The sequence below is a fragment of the Arthrobacter sp. ISL-28 genome, from assembly GCF_018613875.1.
Lineage (GTDB): Bacteria > Actinomycetota > Actinomycetes > Actinomycetales > Micrococcaceae > Arthrobacter.
On record NZ_JAGGPJ010000029.1, the window covers coordinates 38,081 to 56,613 of the forward strand.

Sequence of the window (18,533 nt, forward strand, 5' to 3'; positions counted from 1 at the left end):
ATGCCAGTGCCTCCCTCGCTCGCTGCGCCCGGCGTAGCGTGGTTGCCATGACACACAGCGACGACGTGCGGAAGTTCCTGTCTTCCCGCCGTGCCAGGATCACGCCGGAAGAAGCGGGGCTGCCGATCTATGGCGGGAACCGGCGGGTCGCAGGGCTGCGCCGCGAGGAGGTCGCGATGCTTGCCGGGATGAGCATCGATTACTACATCCGCCTGGAGCGCGGAAACCTTTCCGGCGCCTCGGACGGCGTCCTGGAGGCTCTCGGACGGGCCCTTAAGCTTGACGAGGCCGAGACGGCCCACCTTTTTGATCTTGCCCGGGCGGCTACGACGGCTCCGCGCGTGCGGCGTAAGCGGAGTCCGCTGACGGTGCGGCCCAGCGTTCAGCGCGTCATTGACGCGATTACGACGGCGCCTGCCTGGGTCCGCAACGACCGCGGGGATGTCCTGGCCGCCAATGAGCTCGGCCGAGCACTTTACCTGGACCTGATGGCTGAGCAAACCACCCCGCCGAACACGGCACGGTTTACCTTCCTGAACCCTAAGGCCCGGGAGTTCTTCGTCGATTGGGAGCGCTCGGCGGATGACGTCGTCGCTGTCCTGAGGTCCGCCGCCGGGAAGAATCCGTACGACAAGGACCTTACGGACCTGGTCGGTGAGCTCTCAACGCGCAGCGAGGAATTCCGGACCCGGTGGGCACGGCACGATGTGAAGTACCACCGCACCGGCCGTAAACGGCTCCACCATCCCGTCGTGGGGAACTTGGACCTGACTTTCGAAGCCCTGGAATTGCCCGCCGAACCGGGACTGCGGATCAATGTGTACACCGCTGAACCGGGGACCCCAGACGAGGACGCACTGAAAGTCCTCGCCAGCTGGGCCGCAACCCAGAACACGACCGAGCTTTCCCTCAAGGAGAAGAAGTGAATCGACCTGCCACCGTATTAGTCGCCGGCGCTACCGGCAGCATCGGCCGCTACGCGGTGGCGGCAGCTCTGGGCCAGGGGTACGCCGTCCGGGCGCTGGTCCGCGACAGGGAACGCGCCGCCGGTATTCTTCCCGATGGCGTCCACCTCGTGGTCGGCGACCTGACCCGTCCCGAAACCCTCGGCCTTGCCCTCGAGGACGTCGACGCGGTCGTTTTCACCCATGGATCCACCACCAGTGAACGCGACGTGCGGGACAACGACTACACCGGTGTGGCCAACGTCCTCAAGGCGCTGGTCGGGCGGCGGGTCAGCATCGTCTTGATGACCGCTATCGGAGCCACCCGCCCGGGCTTCGCCTACGCACAGTGGAAGCTGCGCAGCGAACGACTGGTGAGGGCCAGCGGGAACCCTTACACGATCGTGCGGCCAGGTTGGTTCGACGACAACCAACCCGACCAGCGCAGCATCGTCATGCTCCAAGGCGACAGACGACAGTCGGGGTCACCCGCCGACGGAGTGATTGCACGGGACCAGATTGCACGGGTCCTCATCGACAGCCTTCGCATCGACGCCGCAGACCACAAAACCCTGGAACTCGTCGCCGACCGTGGACCCGAACAAGACGACCTCACCGCCGTCTTCGCCTCACTCACGCTTGACTCTGGTGAATCTCTCGACGCAGCGAAAGACGTTGTCAACCTCCCTGTCGGCAATGAACCCGAACTTTTCCGCCACGACCTCGCCAGCATTGGAGCAGGAAGCCCCAAAGCCACCGGCTAGAAGACCCCGCAAGCGGCGCCTCGTCCCGCAATTCAAGCCCGCCGGTTCGCCCCTCAGGCTGCCACCGTGAGAGCCTGCCCCGGTCTCTCCCGGGCTGCATTCCGCCGGATTTACTTGCTATTTGGAGGTCTCTGAATAAGTCGGGAAGCCGGCCGAACCGGCATAGTCCCTTGACGTCCGCACCGGCACCATGGTGGCTCGGGGGCGTTGTTTCTGTCATGCCATAGCGGGGGCAAGTGGGAGAATGCCCGTGCGGCTCTCCGAACGAATCTCCTTCTGACAATTGCTCCCAGAATGGCCATCTGCCTTCCCGTTTAATCACCCTGCTTCTGGTCATCGCCCTGCTTCTGGAGCCGACATATTACGGCAGCGTCGACGCCACGCCGCTGTTCGTGGCGGTACTTGGATCCGTCAGCCGCTGGAGGTTCGCCAAGGACACCATTACCGTGCTGCTTCCCCACACGGACCGTGTGCTGGAGTGGATCCGGGATTACGGGGACAAGGACGGTGACGGGTTCGTCGAGTACGAGCGACTCAATCCCCAGGGCCTGATCAACCAGGGTTTGGAAGGACGCCTGGGACGGCATCAATTTCGCGGACGGGACCCTGGCCCAGCCCCCGATTGCATCCTATGGGTCCATCGATAGCTAGATGTCTATCTATTTCTGACGCCCATATACTGCCTCCTTTCCGGCATTTTGGCCGAGATCGGCCCGAGTCGTCAAAGCTTTCTCCACGCGTAGGGCCGATTGGCAGGTCGAAGAGGATGGCAGCAGAGCCTTGCCAATTCATTAGACTTCTAATAAAGTGGTGCAGGAAGCAAGGCGTTCCGGACTTCAAAGGATTTCTCTCGCCCAGGTATGACGGTGCGGGCTGAACAACATCGGGAACGCTACCGAGGGAGAGACTATGAGGAACGCCGGGTTGCAGAGATGCGGGCACTCGGGACCATGTAGGGCGAGCATGAATCCACTAAAGGAGCTTAGATCCAAACAATGAGCGAGTTGACAAGCCAGCAGAATCTGAAACTTAGTGGTGTGGCGTTCGAAAAGCTCGCGAACGACGCTACGAAAGAGATGTTTCCAGATTACGACGACGCCGCGATGGCCCTTTGCTTCAACCTGATACGTCTGGCTAACAGGATCACAAACGACCTCGAAGTCAGCGTCCACCGCCCAGAAGGCCTCAGTTTCTCTGCTTTCAGGCTTCTATTCGCAATTCGGGCTGTTGGAGCAGGCTATCCCAACGAGCTGGCAAGGCTGTCGAGCGTTTCAACCGCTTCCATGTCGAGTTTGCTCAACACCCTGGAGAAGTATGGGCTGGTGACCCGGGAGGCAGACACCTCAGATAAGCGCAAAACGCTTGTTCGGCTCACTCCGCTCGGGGAGGCACGCGTAACAGAGCTTGCGCGCAAGAACAGTCTGCGTGAAAGCGATTGGGCAGATGGCCTCACCCGCACCGAGGCAACCATCCTTGCTGAACTGTTGCGGAAGCTTCTGCAACACCACCCGCCTCGTTCCTAGGAAACTTCAGTGCGCCTTGAATCCGGACAGCCCCTGATTTTCCCCACGCACACTCCCGAACATCCAGCTGGTCCACTGGCAACTGGACGAGTACGGCGCTCGACCACAGGCATTGAACCGGGGCGTCGCCATGATGTTCGTTCCCAGGTTCGCGGGTTCCATGCCCGCCGCCCGACGTTTTTCAGTTCAGGGCGCCCGGTGAAGCCACGCAACAAGCTGTAGTACCGGGGACGGATCCCTGGAGAGCCCGCCCAGCCTTGGCACGTGCGGACAGTCAAATTTCAGATAAAGCGTCCAGCTCTGAGGAGCTTCGGCGCTGACCGCTTACAACGAAGTGAGGAATCCGTGCAGTTTCACCATCACGGTTACGTATCCGGAGACCCTCGGGTCCAGCCAGCAGCCGGCGTCGGCATCGATCGTCCCGCAGAGCTTCCGGACGAGGTCGATGTGCTGATTGTCGGCACCGGGCCAGCCGGCATGCTTGCCGCCGCGCAATTGTCCCAGTTCCCAGGTGTCACCACGCGCATCGTGGAGCGCCGCGCCGGGAGGCTCGCCATCGGCCAGGCCGACGGCATCCAGGCCCGCACGGTCGAGACCTTCCAGGCCTTCGGCTTCGCCGAGCGGATCATCGCCGAGGCGTACCGGATCACCGAGACGGCGTTCTGGAAACCGGACCCCGCGGACCCCTCCCGCATCATCCGCACGGCCCGCACCCCGGATGACCCCGCCGAAATCAGCGAGTTCCCCCACCTCGTCGTTAACCAAGCCCGTGTGCTGGACTACTTCGCGGAGTTCATGGCCAACTCTCCCACACGCATGTCACCCGACTACGGCTTTGAGTTCCGTTCCCTCAGCGTCGCGGACGGGGAGGAGTACCCCGTCACCGTGACCCTGCTCCACACCTCCGGCCCCCACGAGGGGCAGGAGCGCATCGTCCGGGCCAAATACGTTGTCGGTGCCGACGGCGCACGCAGCAAGGTGCGCCAAGCGATCGGCTGTACCCTCGCCGGTGGCCAGGCCAACCACGCCTGGGGCGTCATGGACATCCTGGCGGTCACGGACTTCCCAGATATCCGCATCAAGTGCGCCATCCAGTCCGGTACAGGCGGCAGCATCCTGCTGATCCCGCGCGAAGGCGGCCACCTCTTCCGCATGTACGTTGACTTAGGCGAGGTGGACCCAAACAACAAGGGCGCAGTGCGCAGCACTTCCATCGAGGACATCATCGCCAAGGCCAACGAGATCCTCCACCCCTACACCCTCGATGTCCGCAACATCGCCTGGCACAGCGTGTATGAGGTGGGCCACCGGCTCACGGACAGGTTCGACGACGTCCTGCCGGAGCAGCGCGGCACCCGCACACCGCGGGTCTTTATCACCGGCGACGCATGCCACACGCACAGCGCCAAGGCCGGCCAGGGCATGAACGTCTCCATGCAGGACGGCTTCAACCTGGCCTGGAAGCTCGGCCACGTCCTTGAGGGCCGCAGCCCGCAGTCCCTGCTGGACACCTACTCTGAAGAGCGTCAGGTAGTCGCGAAGAACCTCATCGACTTCGACAAAGAGTGGTCCACGCTCATGGCGAAGAAGCCCGAGGAATTCGAGGACCCCTCAGCGCTGGAGGATTTCTACGTCCGCACGGCCGAGTTCCCGGCCGGGTTCATGACCCAGTACGCACCATCCATGTTAGTGAGCACTGCCGGATACCAAAACCTGGCTGCCGGCTTCCCTGTCGGCAAGCGCTTCAAGTCGGCGCCTGTGGTGCGGGTGGCTGACAGCAACCCGCTGCATCTTGGCCACCATGCCACAGCTGACGGCCGCTGGCGGATCTATGTCTTCGCAGACCCGGCCCTGCCGGGAACGGGTTCGGCAACGGACAAGCTGGCCGAATGGGTTGCTGTCTCGCCGGAATCCCCACTTGCCGCAACCCCGGAAGGAGCCGACGCGGATGCATGGTTCGACCTGAAGGTGATCTACCAGCAGAGCCATCACAACATCGACCTTGGTGCCGTGCCCGAAGTCTTCAAGCCGGAGGTGGGGCCGTTTAAGCTGACGGATTACGAGAAGGTCTACGCTACCGACCCGACGGCGGACATCTTCGACCTGCGCGGCCTGGACCGCGGCGGCGTCGTCGTGATCGTCCGCCCGGACCAGTACGTAGCAAACGTCCTGCCGCTCACGGCAACGGCCGAGCTCGCAGCGTACTTTGCACCCCTCCTGCAGCCACGGCGGCAGAAGGAGCTTTCATCCTCCGTGCTGCCTGAGGGGCCCATCGCCCACTCCGCCACCACACCCTCAGCCCTGGTCAACCGCTAATACTCCGGCGTGTCGAGGTCACCTTCCCAGACCACGCATGCGCACCCACGGCGCCAGGGCGTCCAACAAGCGGACCGCAGGGCGGTTGGCGGAACCACGAACGGCACCACCGCCGGCACTTCCGGTAATTCGGGTTTCCGCCCGACAAGGCCTCTTCAGGCTGCACCCGCAAATCTGCACCACAGTTCGATCCCCGGGTTTCCCCTGGGGCTACACCGCTCACACCCACTGGAGAACCATGAGCATGTCCACCCACAGTTCGAAGGCGAACCAACGTCGCGTCGCCTTCGCCACCGTCATCGGCACCACCGTCGAATGGTACGACTTCTTCATTTACGCCACGGCCGCCGGCCTGGTCTTCGCACAGTTGTTCTTCGAACCGGCCGGCGCCTCCATCGGTCTGCTGCTGTCGTTCGCCTCCGTCGGGATCAGCTTCCTCTTCCGGCCTCTCGGCGCCTTCCTGGCCGGCCACTACGGCGATAGGATCGGCCGCCGGGCCATGCTCGTGCTGACACTGGTCCTCATGGGCGCGGCAACCACCTTGATAGGCTTCCTGCCGACCTACGCGACCGCCGGTGTTATCGCCCCGGTCATGCTCCTGCTGCTGAGGATCCTGCAAGGCATCTCCGCGGGCGGGGAATGGGGAGGGGCCGTCCTGATGGCAGTTGAGCACGCCCCCCGCGACCGCCGCGGCCGGGCCGGGGCATTCCCCCAGCTGGGCGTTCCGCTGGGGCTGCTCCTGGCCTCCGGCGTCACGGCGCTCATGACCGGTGTGATCTCCCCGGGGGCAGCCTTCCTTCAGTGGGGTTGGCGTGTGCCGTTCCTGCTGAGCATCGTGCTTATTGCCGTGGGCTACTTCGTGCGACGCGCAGTGGACGAATCCCCGGTTTTCCAGGAAATCGCCGCAGCCAAGACACAGCCCAAGATACCGATCGTGGAGCTGTTCCGGCGCCACGGACTGCTCGTGATCATCGCCGCCCTAATCTTCGCAGGCAACAATGCTGCAGGGTACATGGCAACCGGGGGCTTCATCCCAAGCTACGCGTCCACCCCCGCTGTCGGTCACGGACGCACCGACGTGCTCGTCGCAATCGCTTATGGTTCTGCCGTCTGGCTCGCCTTCACCTACCTCGCCGGGTACCTCTCGGACAGGATTGGCCGCAAACAGACATATCTCATAGGATTCGGCGCTCAGCTGTTGGCTTGCTTCCCGCTCTTTTGGCTGATTAACACCGGATCCCTGGCGATGCTCTACGTGGCGCTGACCATCTTTAGCTTCGGACTGGGACTGGCGTACGGGCCGCAGGCTGCCCTGTACTCGGAAATGTTCCCCGCCTCGGTGCGTTTCTCCGGCGTCTCTATCTCGTACGCTCTAGGTGCGATCCTCGGCGGCGCCTTTGCCCCGACAATCGCCACAGCCCTGGTGCAGGCCACTGGCGGAACCGAGGCCGTTTCCCTGTATCTGGTCGGGATGACACTTGTCTCCCTTGCGGCCGTTTCCTTAGTGCGGGACCGCTCAGGCATGGACCTTTCCATCCGGAATCAGGCCAAACAGGAAGTCGGAGCGCTCATGTTTGACCGGCGAACCGCCGACGTCCAAAACGAGCCCGCCCGCACCTACTGATGACGCCGCCGCGCGGGGCCGGACTAGCTGAAAACGCCCGGCCCCACGCGGCAGAAGCAGCCATTGAAGGCGGCACCTCCCGTGCTGCGCACCACCGGACCCCTCCTAGGAAACCCAGAGAACTCGGGTTCGACCAGGGCCCCGTCCTTGCGGGGCGATGCGTTCAAGCCGGTAAGGGATCTGCAGGTGATATCGGACCGTAGCGACAGGAACGCTGCAGGGAGCCGCGATCTTCGACGGCGCAATACCCTGCAAATGACTTCTGGCCCTGAGCGCCGGATGCCGTGGCGACTACCGGGTGCTGTTCGCCCTTGATGTCGAAGGGCACACCTTAATATGTGCACCGCATCGAGCACCGCCTTCGGAATCGCATGCCCGGTCGGATATGCCCCGGGATGTTCGCTTTTATTGTCTACGGGCGAGTCGGATGAACCAGCTCGCACCCTTGAACACCTTGTCCGCGAGAATACCTTCATCCCTTACCTGACCTATATTTATGGGTTGCCCGTCGCGCTGGTAGGAGCTTATGGCGTCATCAACCAGTACGGACTGAAGATCCTCGGTGGACCGATCGGCGGATGTTCTCCGCCTGAGGACCCTTCGGGCCCTGGGCTACCTCGAACTGAACCTTCTGGTTCTCTTCAAGTGAGCGGTAACCGCTGGAAGCGATCGCGGAGTAATGGGCAAAGACCTATCCCAGGGCGTCGCACAGGGCGGGGCCGAACAGGTCCTCGGTGAAGACCTGGTGCTGGCCTGCTTTGCTGACTACGTCCCGTTCCGTCTGGTCGCTGTAGACAATCCGCCCCACCTCCTGCAAGGTAGTGCCGTCGCCTGATTCGTTTGCAATGTAGCGGAAGCCCACGACCGTGAGCTGGCCCGTTTTTGCGTCCCAGGTTTCAACCAGACGTGTCCTCACAACGATGGCCTCTTGCGTCTCGAGGTTCATCCAGACATCGGCCGGGTCGGAGCTGAACTGCTGGACCTTTGTCACCTCTCCCCTCGAGTTCGAGAAACGTGTGTAGCGAGTCGTCACGTTATAGCTGACAGAGGCAGCGAACTCGCCGCAGTCCACTACGAAGAAGCCCGACGTGGCGAATGGGCCGGAGCGTTCCGGGGCAGCGGCCACTGCTGGGACGGCGGTAGCGAACAGCATTCCCGCGACGGCTGCGGATGCCAGGAAACGGAGACGGGACATGAGAGTGCCTTCCATGCTGAGCGGTCGAGGCGTCCATTGGAAAGGCGCCGGTGCATGAATGGTGCCCGTGCCGAGTGGCAGCGTCAAGTGCTGGCGCTAAGGTCGAATCGATGTTGGCCGACCCATGAATGTTTGCCCACGCGGCCACGGCCAGCAAGGACTTCATCCGCGCGTCCATCGAGTAGCCGACGATCCTTCCGGGAGCACGGCTGCCTTGCCGACGGAACAAAGCTTCTGCCCGATTATTTTGATAAAGACCGAAAGCTGAACGGGTTGGTCATCCTTGATGTGACGACGCCGACCGGCGAGGTTGCCTTCGTTCCGAACGGCATTGGGGGCTGGGTCTGGGAGTACCCCGGGGATGATTCGGGAACCAGAATCGGACCAGCTTGATGGAATCTCCATTATCGGCGTTCGGTGATAGCGCCATCTGGTGCAAGAAGCCGTCATCTAAAAACCGGACGGAGCTCGCCAGACCGGCAGCCCAACTTGATCGTCGTGAGAGGGCTCGAGCGCCCGGCCGTCGCTGCGCTCCCAAGGCGCGCCAGCTTTGATCGCCCGAGGAGACAAAACGCTAACGATTGGATTAATCCCTTGTGCTGGGGATGAATGCGATGCGACCATCATTTTCACCGGCAGCAAACTCTCGAAAGTCAGGTGTAGCATGCGCACTTCCGTCCGTTCCTTCGCTTCGTCACTGGTCGCGGCCATGGGAGTCACTCTCCTCGTGGCGCCCTCGGCTTCTGCAGCGAACCAAGTCGTCAGCGACAAGTACAGCGGGGAGTTCGCCTACGCGACCTCTCAAACGAGGAGCCCCGACGGGTGCATCGTCGCCCAGAGGGATCTGCTCGCCTTTGACAAGGGGTTCGGCCCTACGGTCGCGTACTACGACTTCATGGTCAACGAGTGCACCATGGAGGTCCTGCGCGACGTGTACGGCACTGCCCCTGCGGAAGCCTTCGACTTCAACCGCAACGCCGTCCACGCGAAGGCAAGCGTGCCGCTCACGGATGGGACGATGCTCGCCGTCGATCTGCGGTGGAACGCCGTCGGCGCGCCGACCCAGCAGGGATTCAGCACGAGGATCGTCGAGCCAGGCGTCTACCAGTATGTCTCCACCAGCTCGGGATCGTTCTCCGAGGCATCCTTGAGCGGCTCACCGCTCTTCGACGAGGCGCACATCTCGCAGTCGAAGGGCAGCAGGCTGGAGATCCGCCACTAGCTTCCGTGTCGTGCGCTGAGCCGGGAAGGGGCGACCGTGCAGCGCCCCTACTCCGCTGTATGCCATCTATCAGGAGCACGTGCACCGCCGAGTCGGGGCCGCGGAGGGTGAGGAATCCGATGCATTCGCGGGGCTGGAAGCCGAGGGAGCGGGGAAATGGGCGAGCAGGTCGGTGGCCCGGAATATGCAGTCGCCGGCTTGGACATCCGCAGGTTGAGCCAGAGCGAGGAGCCGCTCCCATTGCGCGTCAGTAAGATGCGGCGCGTTCTCGGACCTCATGCTGGGCTGGTTTACACGATCACTCATATCAGATGAGTGGGGCGACCCAAGCCGTCGGAGCAATGACGCCTAAGCCGCGAGACCGGTGCGGTGCAGATGATGCGCGGCATCCGAAAAGAGGATGTGGGGTCAGGCCTCCGGACAGGACAAACCCCTCCCCTTCCCGGCTGTCCGGGATGAGGAGGGGTTCCTCGCGCGCAGCGAGGTCAGAGCGCCATAGCCCTGAGAAGGACCACGGCGACGCTGACTCCGAGCAGGACGGCAGCACTGGTCACGGCGCGATGCCCGACGCGCAAGTGCGTAACGATCGCCCCAGCGAAGTAAAGAACTGCACCAATTCCAGCTGCGATGCCGACGGGCCACCAGGCCAAACCGACGAGCAGACCGGCTGCAGCGGCCATTTCAAGGGTGGCGAGCACTGGCGCCGCTTTGGTTGCTTTCACAAGCTCCAGAACGGCCATCTGTTTAGGGTCTTTGCGAAGCTTTCCGACGGCGGAGAACACGAGCAGGGCCGAGAAAAGGACGCTAAGGATGGATGCTGCAATAAACACGAGTGGAGGTATCCCATTCTGACGATGATGAGTGGATGGTTTCCGTGGTGATGAAGGCGCACGGATTCGCCGTATTCGGTGAGGTGCCCTGACAGGACCGAGGCCAGCTTCACGGCCGAGTTAGCGGCCGTGAAGAGGGCTCGCGGTTATCAGGCTGCGGAGGCGAGCGATTCGGCGCGGACGATCGGGGCTACACGGGTGCCGAGGAGTTCGATGGATCGCATGACCTCTCTGTGCGGCATGGTTCCGACGCTGATCTGCATGAGGAAGCGCTCGTTGCCGAAGACACTCTGCTGGAACAGGATCTTCTCGGCGACGTCCTCGGGGGACCCTGCGACGAGGGCTCCCTGCAGGGAGGTCCCCAGCCCGTAGTGCTGCTTCGTCGGCAGGGCCGAGAAGGGGGCATTGAGGAAGGCGCTCATCCCGGACTGGAAGTACGGGTAGCTCAGATCGATGGCCTGCTCTTTGCTGTCAGCGACATACCCGTGGGCGTTGATGCTGATCTTGACAGCGCTCTCCGGGTGGCCGGCCTCGAGGGCGCTTGACCGGTACAGGTCCACCAAAGGAGCCAAGCGCCGGACGTCACCGGCGATGATGCCCAGAGACAGGGGCAGCCCAAGCTTGCCGGCACGGATGGCCGACGACGGTGATCCACCCACCCCTACCCATAGGGGCAGCTGATCCTGTGCCGGGCGGGGGTAAACACCCTGGCCCGACAGAGGAGCACGGTGGCGGCCCGACCAGGTCACCCTCTCGTTAGCGCGGATCTTCAGCAGAAGGTCCAGCTTCTCCTCGAAGAGAGTGTCGTAGTCCGACAGGTCGTATCCGAACAAAGGGAACGACTCCGTGAAGGAGCCGCGGCCGGCCATGATTTCCGCACGTCCGCCGGAGAGCAGGTCGAGCGTCGCGAAGTCCTGATGCACCCGCACCGGATCTGACGAGCTGAGCACGGTCACGGCACTGGTCAGCCGGATCTTCCCGGTTCGTGCGGCGGCAGCCGCAAGAACAACAGCCGGACTCGCAGCAGCAAAGTCTTCACGATGATGCTCCCCGAGCCCATACACGTCGAGGCCAACCTGATCGGCCAGCTCGATCTCCTCGACGAGATCCTTCAGGCGTTCCTGAGGACTAATCCGGCGCCCGGTATTCGGGTCAGCAACGGCCTCTGCAAAGGAATAAACGCCCAACTCCATGATAATCTCCCATTCCTAGTGTTCCGGAGGATTGTCTCCGGTAAGTGTAATGCGTAGACCCATCTCCGTATTCCCGAGAACGAAAAAAAATGAGGGGTTGTGTCATGCCGAGCGAGGATCGAGGGAGTAAGTCCGTACGGGCTCGTACGCCGCGTCGGGACAGTCTCCGCAACAGGGAAGCGCTCATCGAAGCAGCGCGGCTCGCATTCGCGGCGGAAGGCCTCAATGCATCGCTGGACGCTATCGCGACATCGGCCGGAGTTGGCGTCGGAACCCTCTATAGGCACTTTCCTAGCCGATCGGATTTGTGGGGCGTGGTCCTGGTCGAACCCTTGAACGAGCAGTTGCGCCTTGTCGAAGAGGCCCTGCGGGACGAAGACAAATGGGCGGGCCTCTCCGGCTATATCATGGCCAGTTGCGGGCTCGAGGCTGACAGCCGCGGCTATCTCAACCTCATGACGACCCGACTCGATGGATCGGACACATTGGCGGCGCTCCGCCGGCGGATTCAGGCACTCATCGAAGAACTCGTTCGCCAAGCACGTGACGCCGGCGCGGTTCGTTCCGATTTCAGGGCAGAAGATCTCGTCTTCATCATGCTCGCCAACAGTCGCATCGCAGAGGCCACCAGAGATGTGGCCCCCGGCGCGTGGCGGCGCAATGTCGAGCTCTTCCTCGACGGCATCCGGCCAGACAGAGCGACACCCCTCACCGAACCGCCGATGAAGCCCAGCCAGGTCGCACGCACGATGATGCGCCCGCGACTCCGGGATCCGCGCCGCTCGGCAGGAACGACGAAGAAGGGCACCGACACCTAAGAGGCTGCCACCTCTGGAGTGGCAGCGCCCGGCGCACACGCAGGTGCAGCACATCGGATGCATCGTCTGTCGCCCTGGCCACCGCAGTAGCGAAAACCGCCCTAGGGACCACCGCAGCCCACAGATAGGCCCACAACGGCACCAGGGCGTTTTCCAGCAGCAGGAGTGGGGAAGGCCCATGAGGGCCGTCCGCCGCGAACAGACATGATGCTCATACTGGCCCGGCCTTCAAGCATCTGGGATATTCGTCCGGGGCTGGTGGTCGGCTGCAGCAAGAGTCGGGAACGACAAAAAACGAGTACTCGTTACGCGTGTCCCCGTAAACCTTTGGCTGTTTACTGGAACCACGAAACCGGGCAGCAACGCGTTGGGGGGGGCTGCCCGGCACGCCGCCCCATGAGAATGGGGCAAGGACGCAGGCGATGGTTCGGGGGCCTCAGGAACTGGTCCCTGAGCCATCGCAGGCACCAGGCCATTCAGCCTTTTACTCAGCTCGCTGCTGGTGCCCCCTCCTTGGATGTGCGGCTACTAGGGCCGCAAGAGATTCCTGCTGTTCCACCCCATAAAGGCAGCCGCGGAGTACGACCATCGCCTGTTCTGCAGCCCGGATACGGTCCTTCGACCTCATCCCCGACGTCATGACGGGTTGACCGGCACTGAAATCTTTTGGTGCGATAATCGCAGGATTCAAGCGTCGCCCGAACCACCTGTTGGAGGCGAAGGACCTCGCCTGAGAGCTGCAAACTTTGCACAGACTACCGCCTGGCCGGCAAGAGACTTTCCGCTCGTCATTAGCGATGTTTATGCTGCTCGGGCTAGGCAGCGTTGCTCGTCTTGGCGCCTGCCGAGCTCGGCAAAACTAGCTGCCGCCTCCCGAAACAGGGCGATGGCTTGATCCTCGTGACCCTCTGCGCGGCGCAGGACGGCTCGTGCTTCCCAGAGGGCGGCGTGCCATGGTCCGCCAGGCCACATACCAGCGAGCTGTTCGGCGTTGGCGAGCCGGCGGCGGGCGGCGTCCAGCTTCCCTGCCAGTGCGTAATTCGTCGCTGCGGCGACTTGATAACCCATCGAGCACGGCGGACAGACGCTCCTACCGGCCAGAGCGGCGTCGGCTCGCTCGATGATGCGGACCGCTTGCGCCGGAGATCTGGCTGCCTCAGCGAGCACCCCGTAAAGCCGTACAACGAGGTGCGGCTCAAGCCACGTTGACGCTGCGGCAGCCAAGGCGCGACTGGCTGCCCGAGCAGCCTCCTCGGGCCGATCCTGCGCGAGGTCAACCTCAGCCATTCGTTGCAGTGTCACGATCTCGCCGGCCGGGGCCCCGGCCCGCCGGTGCAGCTCGAGCGCGGACTGGAGCAGACTGCGCGCGTCGCCGAGCTCACCGGAGAACAGTGCCGCCTCCCCCAGCAACAGGTCGGCGATGGCCAGGCCACGCACCGAGCCTGCTCGCTCAGCGATCGTGCGCAGACGCGCTACTCGCCGCGCAATGTTCCGGTGCCCGTCCGGCCCGCACAGGCAGAACTCGGCGAGGCACAACTGTGCTTCGAGAATGTAGCCGGAGCGCTCGGAGTCGTGGCGGGTGAACTCCACGAACTCGGCCTCGAACACCTCGGGCCAGCGGTCCTGCATGTTCGCCGCGATCGCCAACACCGCGCTGGCCTCGCCGATCTCTCGGCCCAGGTTCGCTTGCATGGCCAGCTCGCGTGCACGTCGGGCGTATGACGTGGCTTCGATGAGGTCGCCGCTGTTGAGTGCGATGAGTGCTCGCGCCAATGTGGCCCGCGTGCGATTCTCCGCGCGCCGGCTGTCCTCGGCGATGGCCTCCTCGTAGACCGCGACCGTCGCCGCCCCTGGGCCGATGCCCAAGTCGGCCCGCAACCGCCGACGGAGTCGCTCGAACTGGCGGATCGCGCCCTGGCGATCGCCCGCGTCGAGCGCGCGAATCATGATCGCGCGGTGGGCGTCCTCGTCCGTTGGCTCGGCCTTGACCACGTCGTCCCACCGGGCCGCGGCCTTGAGCAGACGCAGGTACAGCGCACGGAGCCGATCGCGGGGGTCCTCGGCCCACACGGCGAATCGATCATCAGGAAGCAGGTCGCCTCGGTAAAGGGCGAGCGCCTCGGCCGCCCCTGCCGATGAGGCGAGTGCGGCACGCCCGTCCGCTTCGAACCGTTCCGCGTCGATGGAGACCTCGGCGTCGGGCAGCAGCACCAGCAGGTCGCCGCGCGCCTGCACGGCATCTGACGAGCCGAGGGCGGCGCGCGCGAAATGCATTGCCTTGCGTAGGTTCGAAGCGGCAGCTTGCGCGCTGAGGTCGGGCCAGAGCAGATCGGCGACAACGTCCCTGTGCAGCCGGTGCCCTTCCGCGAGGGCGAGGATCTTGACGAGTCCGGCCGCTTTGGTCCGTTTCCATGCGTCGGCCGGAACCGTCCGGCCGTCAACCACGACACGGAACGCGCCCAGCATGACAATGGCGCACGTCTCCACGCCCCCATGGTAGCTGGGGGAACGGTCGGGGAACAGGGTCGCCGTATCGTCAGAAGTGACGGCGAGCCAATTGGCTCCGTCATCACATCACAAAGCCCAGGAGGACATGATGGGACTGCAACTCGGTGAGATCGCACCCGATTTCTCCGCCAAGACGACCGCCGGCGACATCCGCTTCCACGACTGGCTCGGAGACTCATGGGGAGTGTTGTTCTCGCACCCGAAGGACTTCACGCCGGTCTGCACGACCGAGCTCGGCTACATGGCCAAGATCAAGCCCGAGTTCGACCGACGCGGAGTCAAGATCATCGGCTTGTCCGTAGACTCGACAACTGATCACGAGCGGTGGGCCGCCGATATCGAAGAGACGCAGGGGGCTCGCCCGAATTACCCCGTGATCGGTGACGACGACTACACCGTGACGAAGCTTTACGGCATGCTCCCGGCAGCCACGTCCGGGGACGCCAAGAGCCGCACGCCCGCGGACAACCAGACCGTCCGCAACGTGTTCGTAATTGGGCCGGACAAGAAGATCAAGCTGATCCTCGTCTACCCCATGACGACTGGACGCAACTTCGACGAAGTGCTTCGCGTCGTCGACTCGCTTCAGCTCACTGCGAAGCATCGGGTGGCAACGCCGGTGAATTGGAAGCAAGGCGAGGACGTCATCATCGCCGGCGCCGTCCCGAACAGCGAGGCTCGCGAGATCTTTGGCGATTGGAAGGAGCCCAAGCCGTACATTCGGATCGTGCGGCAGCCGGTGTGATCGCGCATGAGAGTGGACACTGACATGATCCTGAACCAGCCTGCTCCGGCTAGCCTGTCGCATGCCGAAGTGGACCCTGTGGCGGCGCACCGCCTGGCGCGGCGGGGAAGCATGGTCGTCCAGCGCGCGGACCGCTCAACGGCAAGACGTCTGTCCCGGCGCACATCGGCGGTGTGGTGATGCCCAATGCACACTTCTACGTGCGCAACCACTTCCGACCTCGAGGTCACGGGCCTCGTGGAGCGTCACTCTGTTGCTGAGCCTGCCGGATCTGGACCGGTTGCACTTCGAAACCTGTGTTGTCACGCTCGAATGCGCCGGGAACGGGCGCCGTTTTCTGACCGATATACGGCGAACCGTGCGGTCCCGGAGCGGTCAGCGCGGCCGAATGGACCGGCGTCCCGCTTGGCGTTCCGACCTTGGTGTGAGGGCAATTGAGCTTGCGTGCCTGGGTACGTGGGGATTGACGGAGCAAGAGCCTTCTGGGAGACCGGAAAGGTCACTCCGGGTTGCTCATGATTCGTACTCCAACGCCAGCAAAGCTTTATGACCAGCTCTCAAGAAACGTGGCAACGCCCGCCAAGGTGCGCGCAAGCGCTACTCAAGGGGCGGCTGACAACAGGGCTTGGGCCGCGGCATTGGCCGACGACGCTGCGAAGCGAGGTCTGAAAAAGACCAGGGTGACCGCCTAGCTTAATTGAACGGATGCACTCAAAGAAGGTGATACGGCCAGGGGAACGCAGTTCTTTTCAAACTGGCAGCTGTGCTCATTCTCTACGAGAAATGGACCGATGCTGCCGCCTACCTGAGCGGGCCTATTGGCTTCACCCTCAGCGCCAAGCTTGTCCGGGGTCTCCGCTATCTGGACAGGGGTCCGGTTGTCGAGAAGCGCGGCAGCCGCCTCGTCTACGGCAAGTCTGCCCTGACGCCTTCCTGGCCGAATACGGCACCAACCCCTACATGTGGACCCAGGGTTGCTGGCGGGAGGTTGCCGAGCAGCTACGCAGGGCCGGAAACCCAGGCTTTAACGATCTGATCGAGACACTGGAAAGGCGCGACCCGCCTGGCCGAATGGGACCCCGACCAGGCGGAAAAGTAGAGGCTGGGTCCCAAGGTTGCAGGGCTCGTGGCCGGCTTTCCGGCTGCCGATGCTGATCTCCTCGACGACCAGCATCCTCTTGGCGTTCTCGTCCCAGACGTTGCCTCAGCCCTGTACAAATTGTCAGCGCCTGGTGGGATTCTGAAGCATGGCTAGCAAGCGTCGTCGATCCAGCAGCGCAGCAGGTGCCAATGCGCCCGGCCCCTTCGGTTTCTTCCTCGCCGTCGCTGCGGTCTGGTTTATCGTCCATTATTGGTGGGCTCTCTTGATCGCCCTTGGCGTGATCACGCTGACCGTGGCACTGGTCCGTTACGCCAGGAGCCCCGCCCCTCCAGCCACGGCACGGCCGCCCAAGCCGGTCCGGACTCCTGAGCCCAAGGCCCTCGTCAGCGAGGACCTCGCGGCCCAGATGCGCGCCACCAAGCATGTCCGCCACGTGCGGGCGATGCAGGAGTGGGACTACGAGTGGATCCGGCTGACCTATCAAGAGAAGAGCAACCGGGAGCTCAGTGAAATCGCCAACGCTTTCTTCGCGAAGGGATGGTCTGTCGGCGTCAACGGTGAGGGACCTTCGGTCCGCCGACTTGATGGCCCTAAGCCCGACCAGGGCTGACCCCAAGGCCGGCGTCGAACTTAGGCAGTTCCTTCTTCCAAGCGTGCCCCGGCGGCAGGCCCACTCTCGGATCGGCGGCCAGTTCGCGACACCACGGCGATGAAGGTCCGGGGTGCCTTGGTCCGATCATCGGGATCGAGCATGACCAGGGCGAACCACTCGGGTCCTCCGGTCTGGACCGCGAGGATGTCGATCCGCTCCAGCCGTCCCGGGTAAGCGCCGCCGCCCAGTCGTACCGGGGCCAGCACCGAGCACACCCAGTGCTCTCCTGCGTTCCTGGTCATCTTCCTGTCCGCCATGTTCTGGAGCGTAACAGCGGCTCCGGCCCGGACGATGTGGCTGTAGCCGCATCACGACAGAAAATTGGGTACTAGCGGCGGCCGGATCGGCGGCGACACATGAGGTCCCTGTTGCCGGTTCAGACAACGGAGGTATCGGCATCCGGAACGTACCGGACGCCGATACCGGTCGGGTCAGGCTAGGGAAGTACCGGCCTGGCCAAGATGCCGGGCGAGGAACTCGTCGTCGACGCCGACCCAACGGACGGTGCGATGGTCGCCCGGGTCTTTTCTTCAGAGGCGAAGGCATCGAACAATGCGAGAGCCGATTGGCGAACGACGTGCTCTTCGTCCCAGGGGAGCAGGAACTGGATCGGGACGGTGAACCGTGCTGCAGCCTCGATCAGCGCCTCATGCACGAAGAATCCGCCGCCGAAGATGGCAGCGGTGCTCCGAGGTTCGATAGCCGTCAGCGGCACCCCGATCGCGGTTCCCAGTGATACGCCGCCGCCGTAGCCGATCGGCGCCTTAGCACCAATCTCGGAAAGTTCCTGAAGGGCGTCCAGCGTTGCCTGCCACTCCGGTACTGCACGCTCTGCCAGTGACGCGGTGTAGCGAAGGCTGACCGACTTGAAGAGGCCGGCGTCGCCCGCAGCTTGCGCCTGCCGGAGATCGGCGCGGGCCTGCTCGTCCTCTGTCGTGCGCGTGCGGTCGCCGTGTCCGGGTGCATCGATGGCGACCACTGTGAAACCCCAGGTGGCCACGGTGTTGTGACTCCTACGTCAATCGCCGACCGTGACAACGGGAGAGAGCACCCACGTGTGTACAGCGTTCATGGGTCTCACCTCCTCGTTTAGTGTC

At 63.5% G+C, this 18,533-nt stretch carries 15 protein-coding genes and 3 pseudogenes; 11 read left to right on the plus strand and 7 right to left on the minus strand.

The genetic code is table 11. From position 1 onward, the window contains the following. The first annotated feature begins 47 nt into the window (after window positions 1–47). From J7E80_RS19025 to J7E80_RS19050, 6 genes and pseudogenes are all read left to right on the plus strand, one after another. The gene (locus J7E80_RS19025) at window positions 48–926 is read left to right on the plus strand and encodes a helix-turn-helix transcriptional regulator (RefSeq protein ID WP_215053792.1); all 879 of its coding nucleotides are present in this window, start codon (window positions 48–50) and stop codon (window positions 924–926) included. After that, window positions 923–1,708: an SDR family oxidoreductase gene (locus J7E80_RS19030; RefSeq protein WP_215053793.1), complete on the plus strand. Its 786-nt coding sequence runs from the start codon at window positions 923–925 to the stop codon at window positions 1,706–1,708. Before J7E80_RS19025 ends, J7E80_RS19030 begins: the two co-directional genes overlap by 4 nt. Before the next feature lie 356 nt (window positions 1,709–2,064). Continuing rightward, window positions 2,065–2,335 (plus strand): annotated as a pseudogene (locus tag J7E80_RS23965) (amylo-alpha-1,6-glucosidase); the annotation flags it as partial. A 368-nt stretch (window positions 2,336–2,703) separates the two neighbouring features. Next, window positions 2,704–3,231: a MarR family winged helix-turn-helix transcriptional regulator gene (locus J7E80_RS19040; RefSeq protein ID WP_215053795.1), complete on the plus strand. Its 528-nt coding sequence runs from the start codon at window positions 2,704–2,706 to the stop codon at window positions 3,229–3,231. A gap of 345 nt (window positions 3,232–3,576) precedes the next feature. After that, a complete protein-coding gene (locus J7E80_RS19045) occupies window positions 3,577–5,547 on the plus strand; it encodes an FAD-binding monooxygenase (RefSeq protein ID WP_215053796.1) in 1,971 nt (656 codons plus the stop codon). Between the two features lie 238 nt (window positions 5,548–5,785). Next, on the plus strand, window positions 5,786–7,171 hold the full coding sequence (locus tag J7E80_RS19050) for an MFS transporter (protein WP_215053797.1): 1,386 nt from the start codon (window positions 5,786–5,788) through the stop codon (window positions 7,169–7,171). A 535-nt stretch (window positions 7,172–7,706) separates the two neighbouring features. Here the strand turns inward: J7E80_RS19050 and J7E80_RS19055 are convergent. Both J7E80_RS19055 and J7E80_RS19060 read right to left on the minus strand, forming a co-directional pair. Then, window positions 7,707–7,862 (minus strand): annotated as a pseudogene (locus J7E80_RS19055) (cold-shock protein); the annotation flags it as partial. After that, window positions 7,863–8,366, minus strand: a complete 504-nt coding sequence (locus J7E80_RS19060) for a hypothetical protein (protein ID WP_215053798.1) — start codon at window positions 8,364–8,366, stop codon at window positions 7,863–7,865. Between the two features lie 664 nt (window positions 8,367–9,030). Here J7E80_RS19060 and J7E80_RS19065 point away from each other — a divergent pair. After that, window positions 9,031–9,588, plus strand: a complete 558-nt coding sequence (locus J7E80_RS19065) for a hypothetical protein (RefSeq protein WP_215053799.1) — start codon at window positions 9,031–9,033, stop codon at window positions 9,586–9,588. Window positions 9,589–10,073: 485 nt separating this feature from the next. Here J7E80_RS19065 and J7E80_RS19070 read toward each other — a convergent pair whose 3' ends face one another. Both J7E80_RS19070 and J7E80_RS19075 read right to left on the minus strand, forming a co-directional pair. After that, window positions 10,074–10,418, minus strand: coding sequence for a DoxX family protein (locus J7E80_RS19070; protein WP_215053800.1), 345 nt, complete (start codon window positions 10,416–10,418; stop codon window positions 10,074–10,076). Between the two features lie 149 nt (window positions 10,419–10,567). Beyond that, the gene (locus J7E80_RS19075; protein WP_251037101.1) at window positions 10,568–11,611 is read right to left on the minus strand and encodes an Atu2307/SP_0267 family LLM class monooxygenase; all 1,044 of its coding nucleotides are present in this window, start codon (window positions 11,609–11,611) and stop codon (window positions 10,568–10,570) included. Window positions 11,612–11,715: 104 nt separating this feature from the next. On the opposite strand from J7E80_RS19075, the pseudogene J7E80_RS23970 reads away from it, so the two are divergent. Both J7E80_RS23970 and J7E80_RS19080 read left to right on the plus strand, forming a co-directional pair. Beyond that, window positions 11,716–11,907, plus strand: a pseudogene (locus J7E80_RS23970) (TetR family transcriptional regulator); the annotation flags it as partial. Between the two features lie 18 nt (window positions 11,908–11,925). Further along, the gene (locus J7E80_RS19080; RefSeq protein ID WP_251037123.1) at window positions 11,926–12,429 is read left to right on the plus strand and encodes a hypothetical protein; all 504 of its coding nucleotides are present in this window, start codon (window positions 11,926–11,928) and stop codon (window positions 12,427–12,429) included. Window positions 12,430–13,230: 801 nt separating this feature from the next. On the opposite strand, the gene J7E80_RS19085 is transcribed toward J7E80_RS19080, so the two are convergent. After that, the gene (locus J7E80_RS19085) at window positions 13,231–14,916 is read right to left on the minus strand and encodes a BTAD domain-containing putative transcriptional regulator (protein WP_215053802.1); all 1,686 of its coding nucleotides are present in this window, start codon (window positions 14,914–14,916) and stop codon (window positions 13,231–13,233) included. Between the two features lie 109 nt (window positions 14,917–15,025). Here J7E80_RS19085 and J7E80_RS19090 point away from each other — a divergent pair, with 109 nt between their 5' ends. Further along, window positions 15,026–15,682, plus strand: a complete 657-nt coding sequence (locus J7E80_RS19090) for a peroxiredoxin (protein WP_215053865.1) — start codon at window positions 15,026–15,028, stop codon at window positions 15,680–15,682. 1,247 nt (window positions 15,683–16,929) lie between these two features. Continuing rightward, window positions 16,930–17,394, plus strand: coding sequence for a hypothetical protein (locus J7E80_RS19095; RefSeq protein WP_215053803.1), 465 nt, complete (start codon window positions 16,930–16,932; stop codon window positions 17,392–17,394). Between the two features lie 20 nt (window positions 17,395–17,414). Here J7E80_RS19095 and J7E80_RS19100 read toward each other — a convergent pair whose 3' ends face one another. Both J7E80_RS19100 and J7E80_RS19105 read right to left on the minus strand, forming a co-directional pair. After that, window positions 17,415–17,693, minus strand: coding sequence for a hypothetical protein (locus tag J7E80_RS19100; protein ID WP_215053804.1), 279 nt, complete (start codon window positions 17,691–17,693; stop codon window positions 17,415–17,417). 179 nt (window positions 17,694–17,872) lie between these two features. Beyond that, window positions 17,873–18,436 (minus strand): hypothetical protein, encoded by a 564-nt coding sequence (locus J7E80_RS19105; protein WP_215053805.1) that lies wholly within the window; start codon window positions 18,434–18,436, stop codon window positions 17,873–17,875. Window positions 18,437–18,533: the final 97 nt, after the last annotated feature.

Coding starts and splice junctions, on each gene's coding strand:
- J7E80_RS19025 (WP_215053792.1), top strand. CDS start 48: ATGACACACAGCGACGACGTGCGGAAGTTCCTGTCTTCCCGCCGTGCC.
- J7E80_RS19040 (WP_215053795.1), top strand. CDS start 2,704: ATGAGCGAGTTGACAAGCCAGCAGAATCTGAAACTTAGTGGTGTGGCG.
- J7E80_RS19050 (WP_215053797.1), top strand. CDS start 5,786: ATGAGCATGTCCACCCACAGTTCGAAGGCGAACCAACGTCGCGTCGCC.
- J7E80_RS19060 (WP_215053798.1), bottom strand. CDS start 8,366: ATGTCCCGTCTCCGTTTCCTGGCATCCGCAGCCGTCGCGGGAATGCTG.
- J7E80_RS19065 (WP_215053799.1), top strand. CDS start 9,031: ATGCGCACTTCCGTCCGTTCCTTCGCTTCGTCACTGGTCGCGGCCATG.
- J7E80_RS19075 (WP_251037101.1), bottom strand. CDS start 11,611: ATGGAGTTGGGCGTTTATTCCTTTGCAGAGGCCGTTGCTGACCCGAAT.
- J7E80_RS19090 (WP_215053865.1), top strand. CDS start 15,026: ATGGGACTGCAACTCGGTGAGATCGCACCCGATTTCTCCGCCAAGACG.
- J7E80_RS19095 (WP_215053803.1), top strand. CDS start 16,930: ATGGCTAGCAAGCGTCGTCGATCCAGCAGCGCAGCAGGTGCCAATGCG.
- J7E80_RS19100 (WP_215053804.1), bottom strand. CDS start 17,693: ATGGCGGACAGGAAGATGACCAGGAACGCAGGAGAGCACTGGGTGTGC.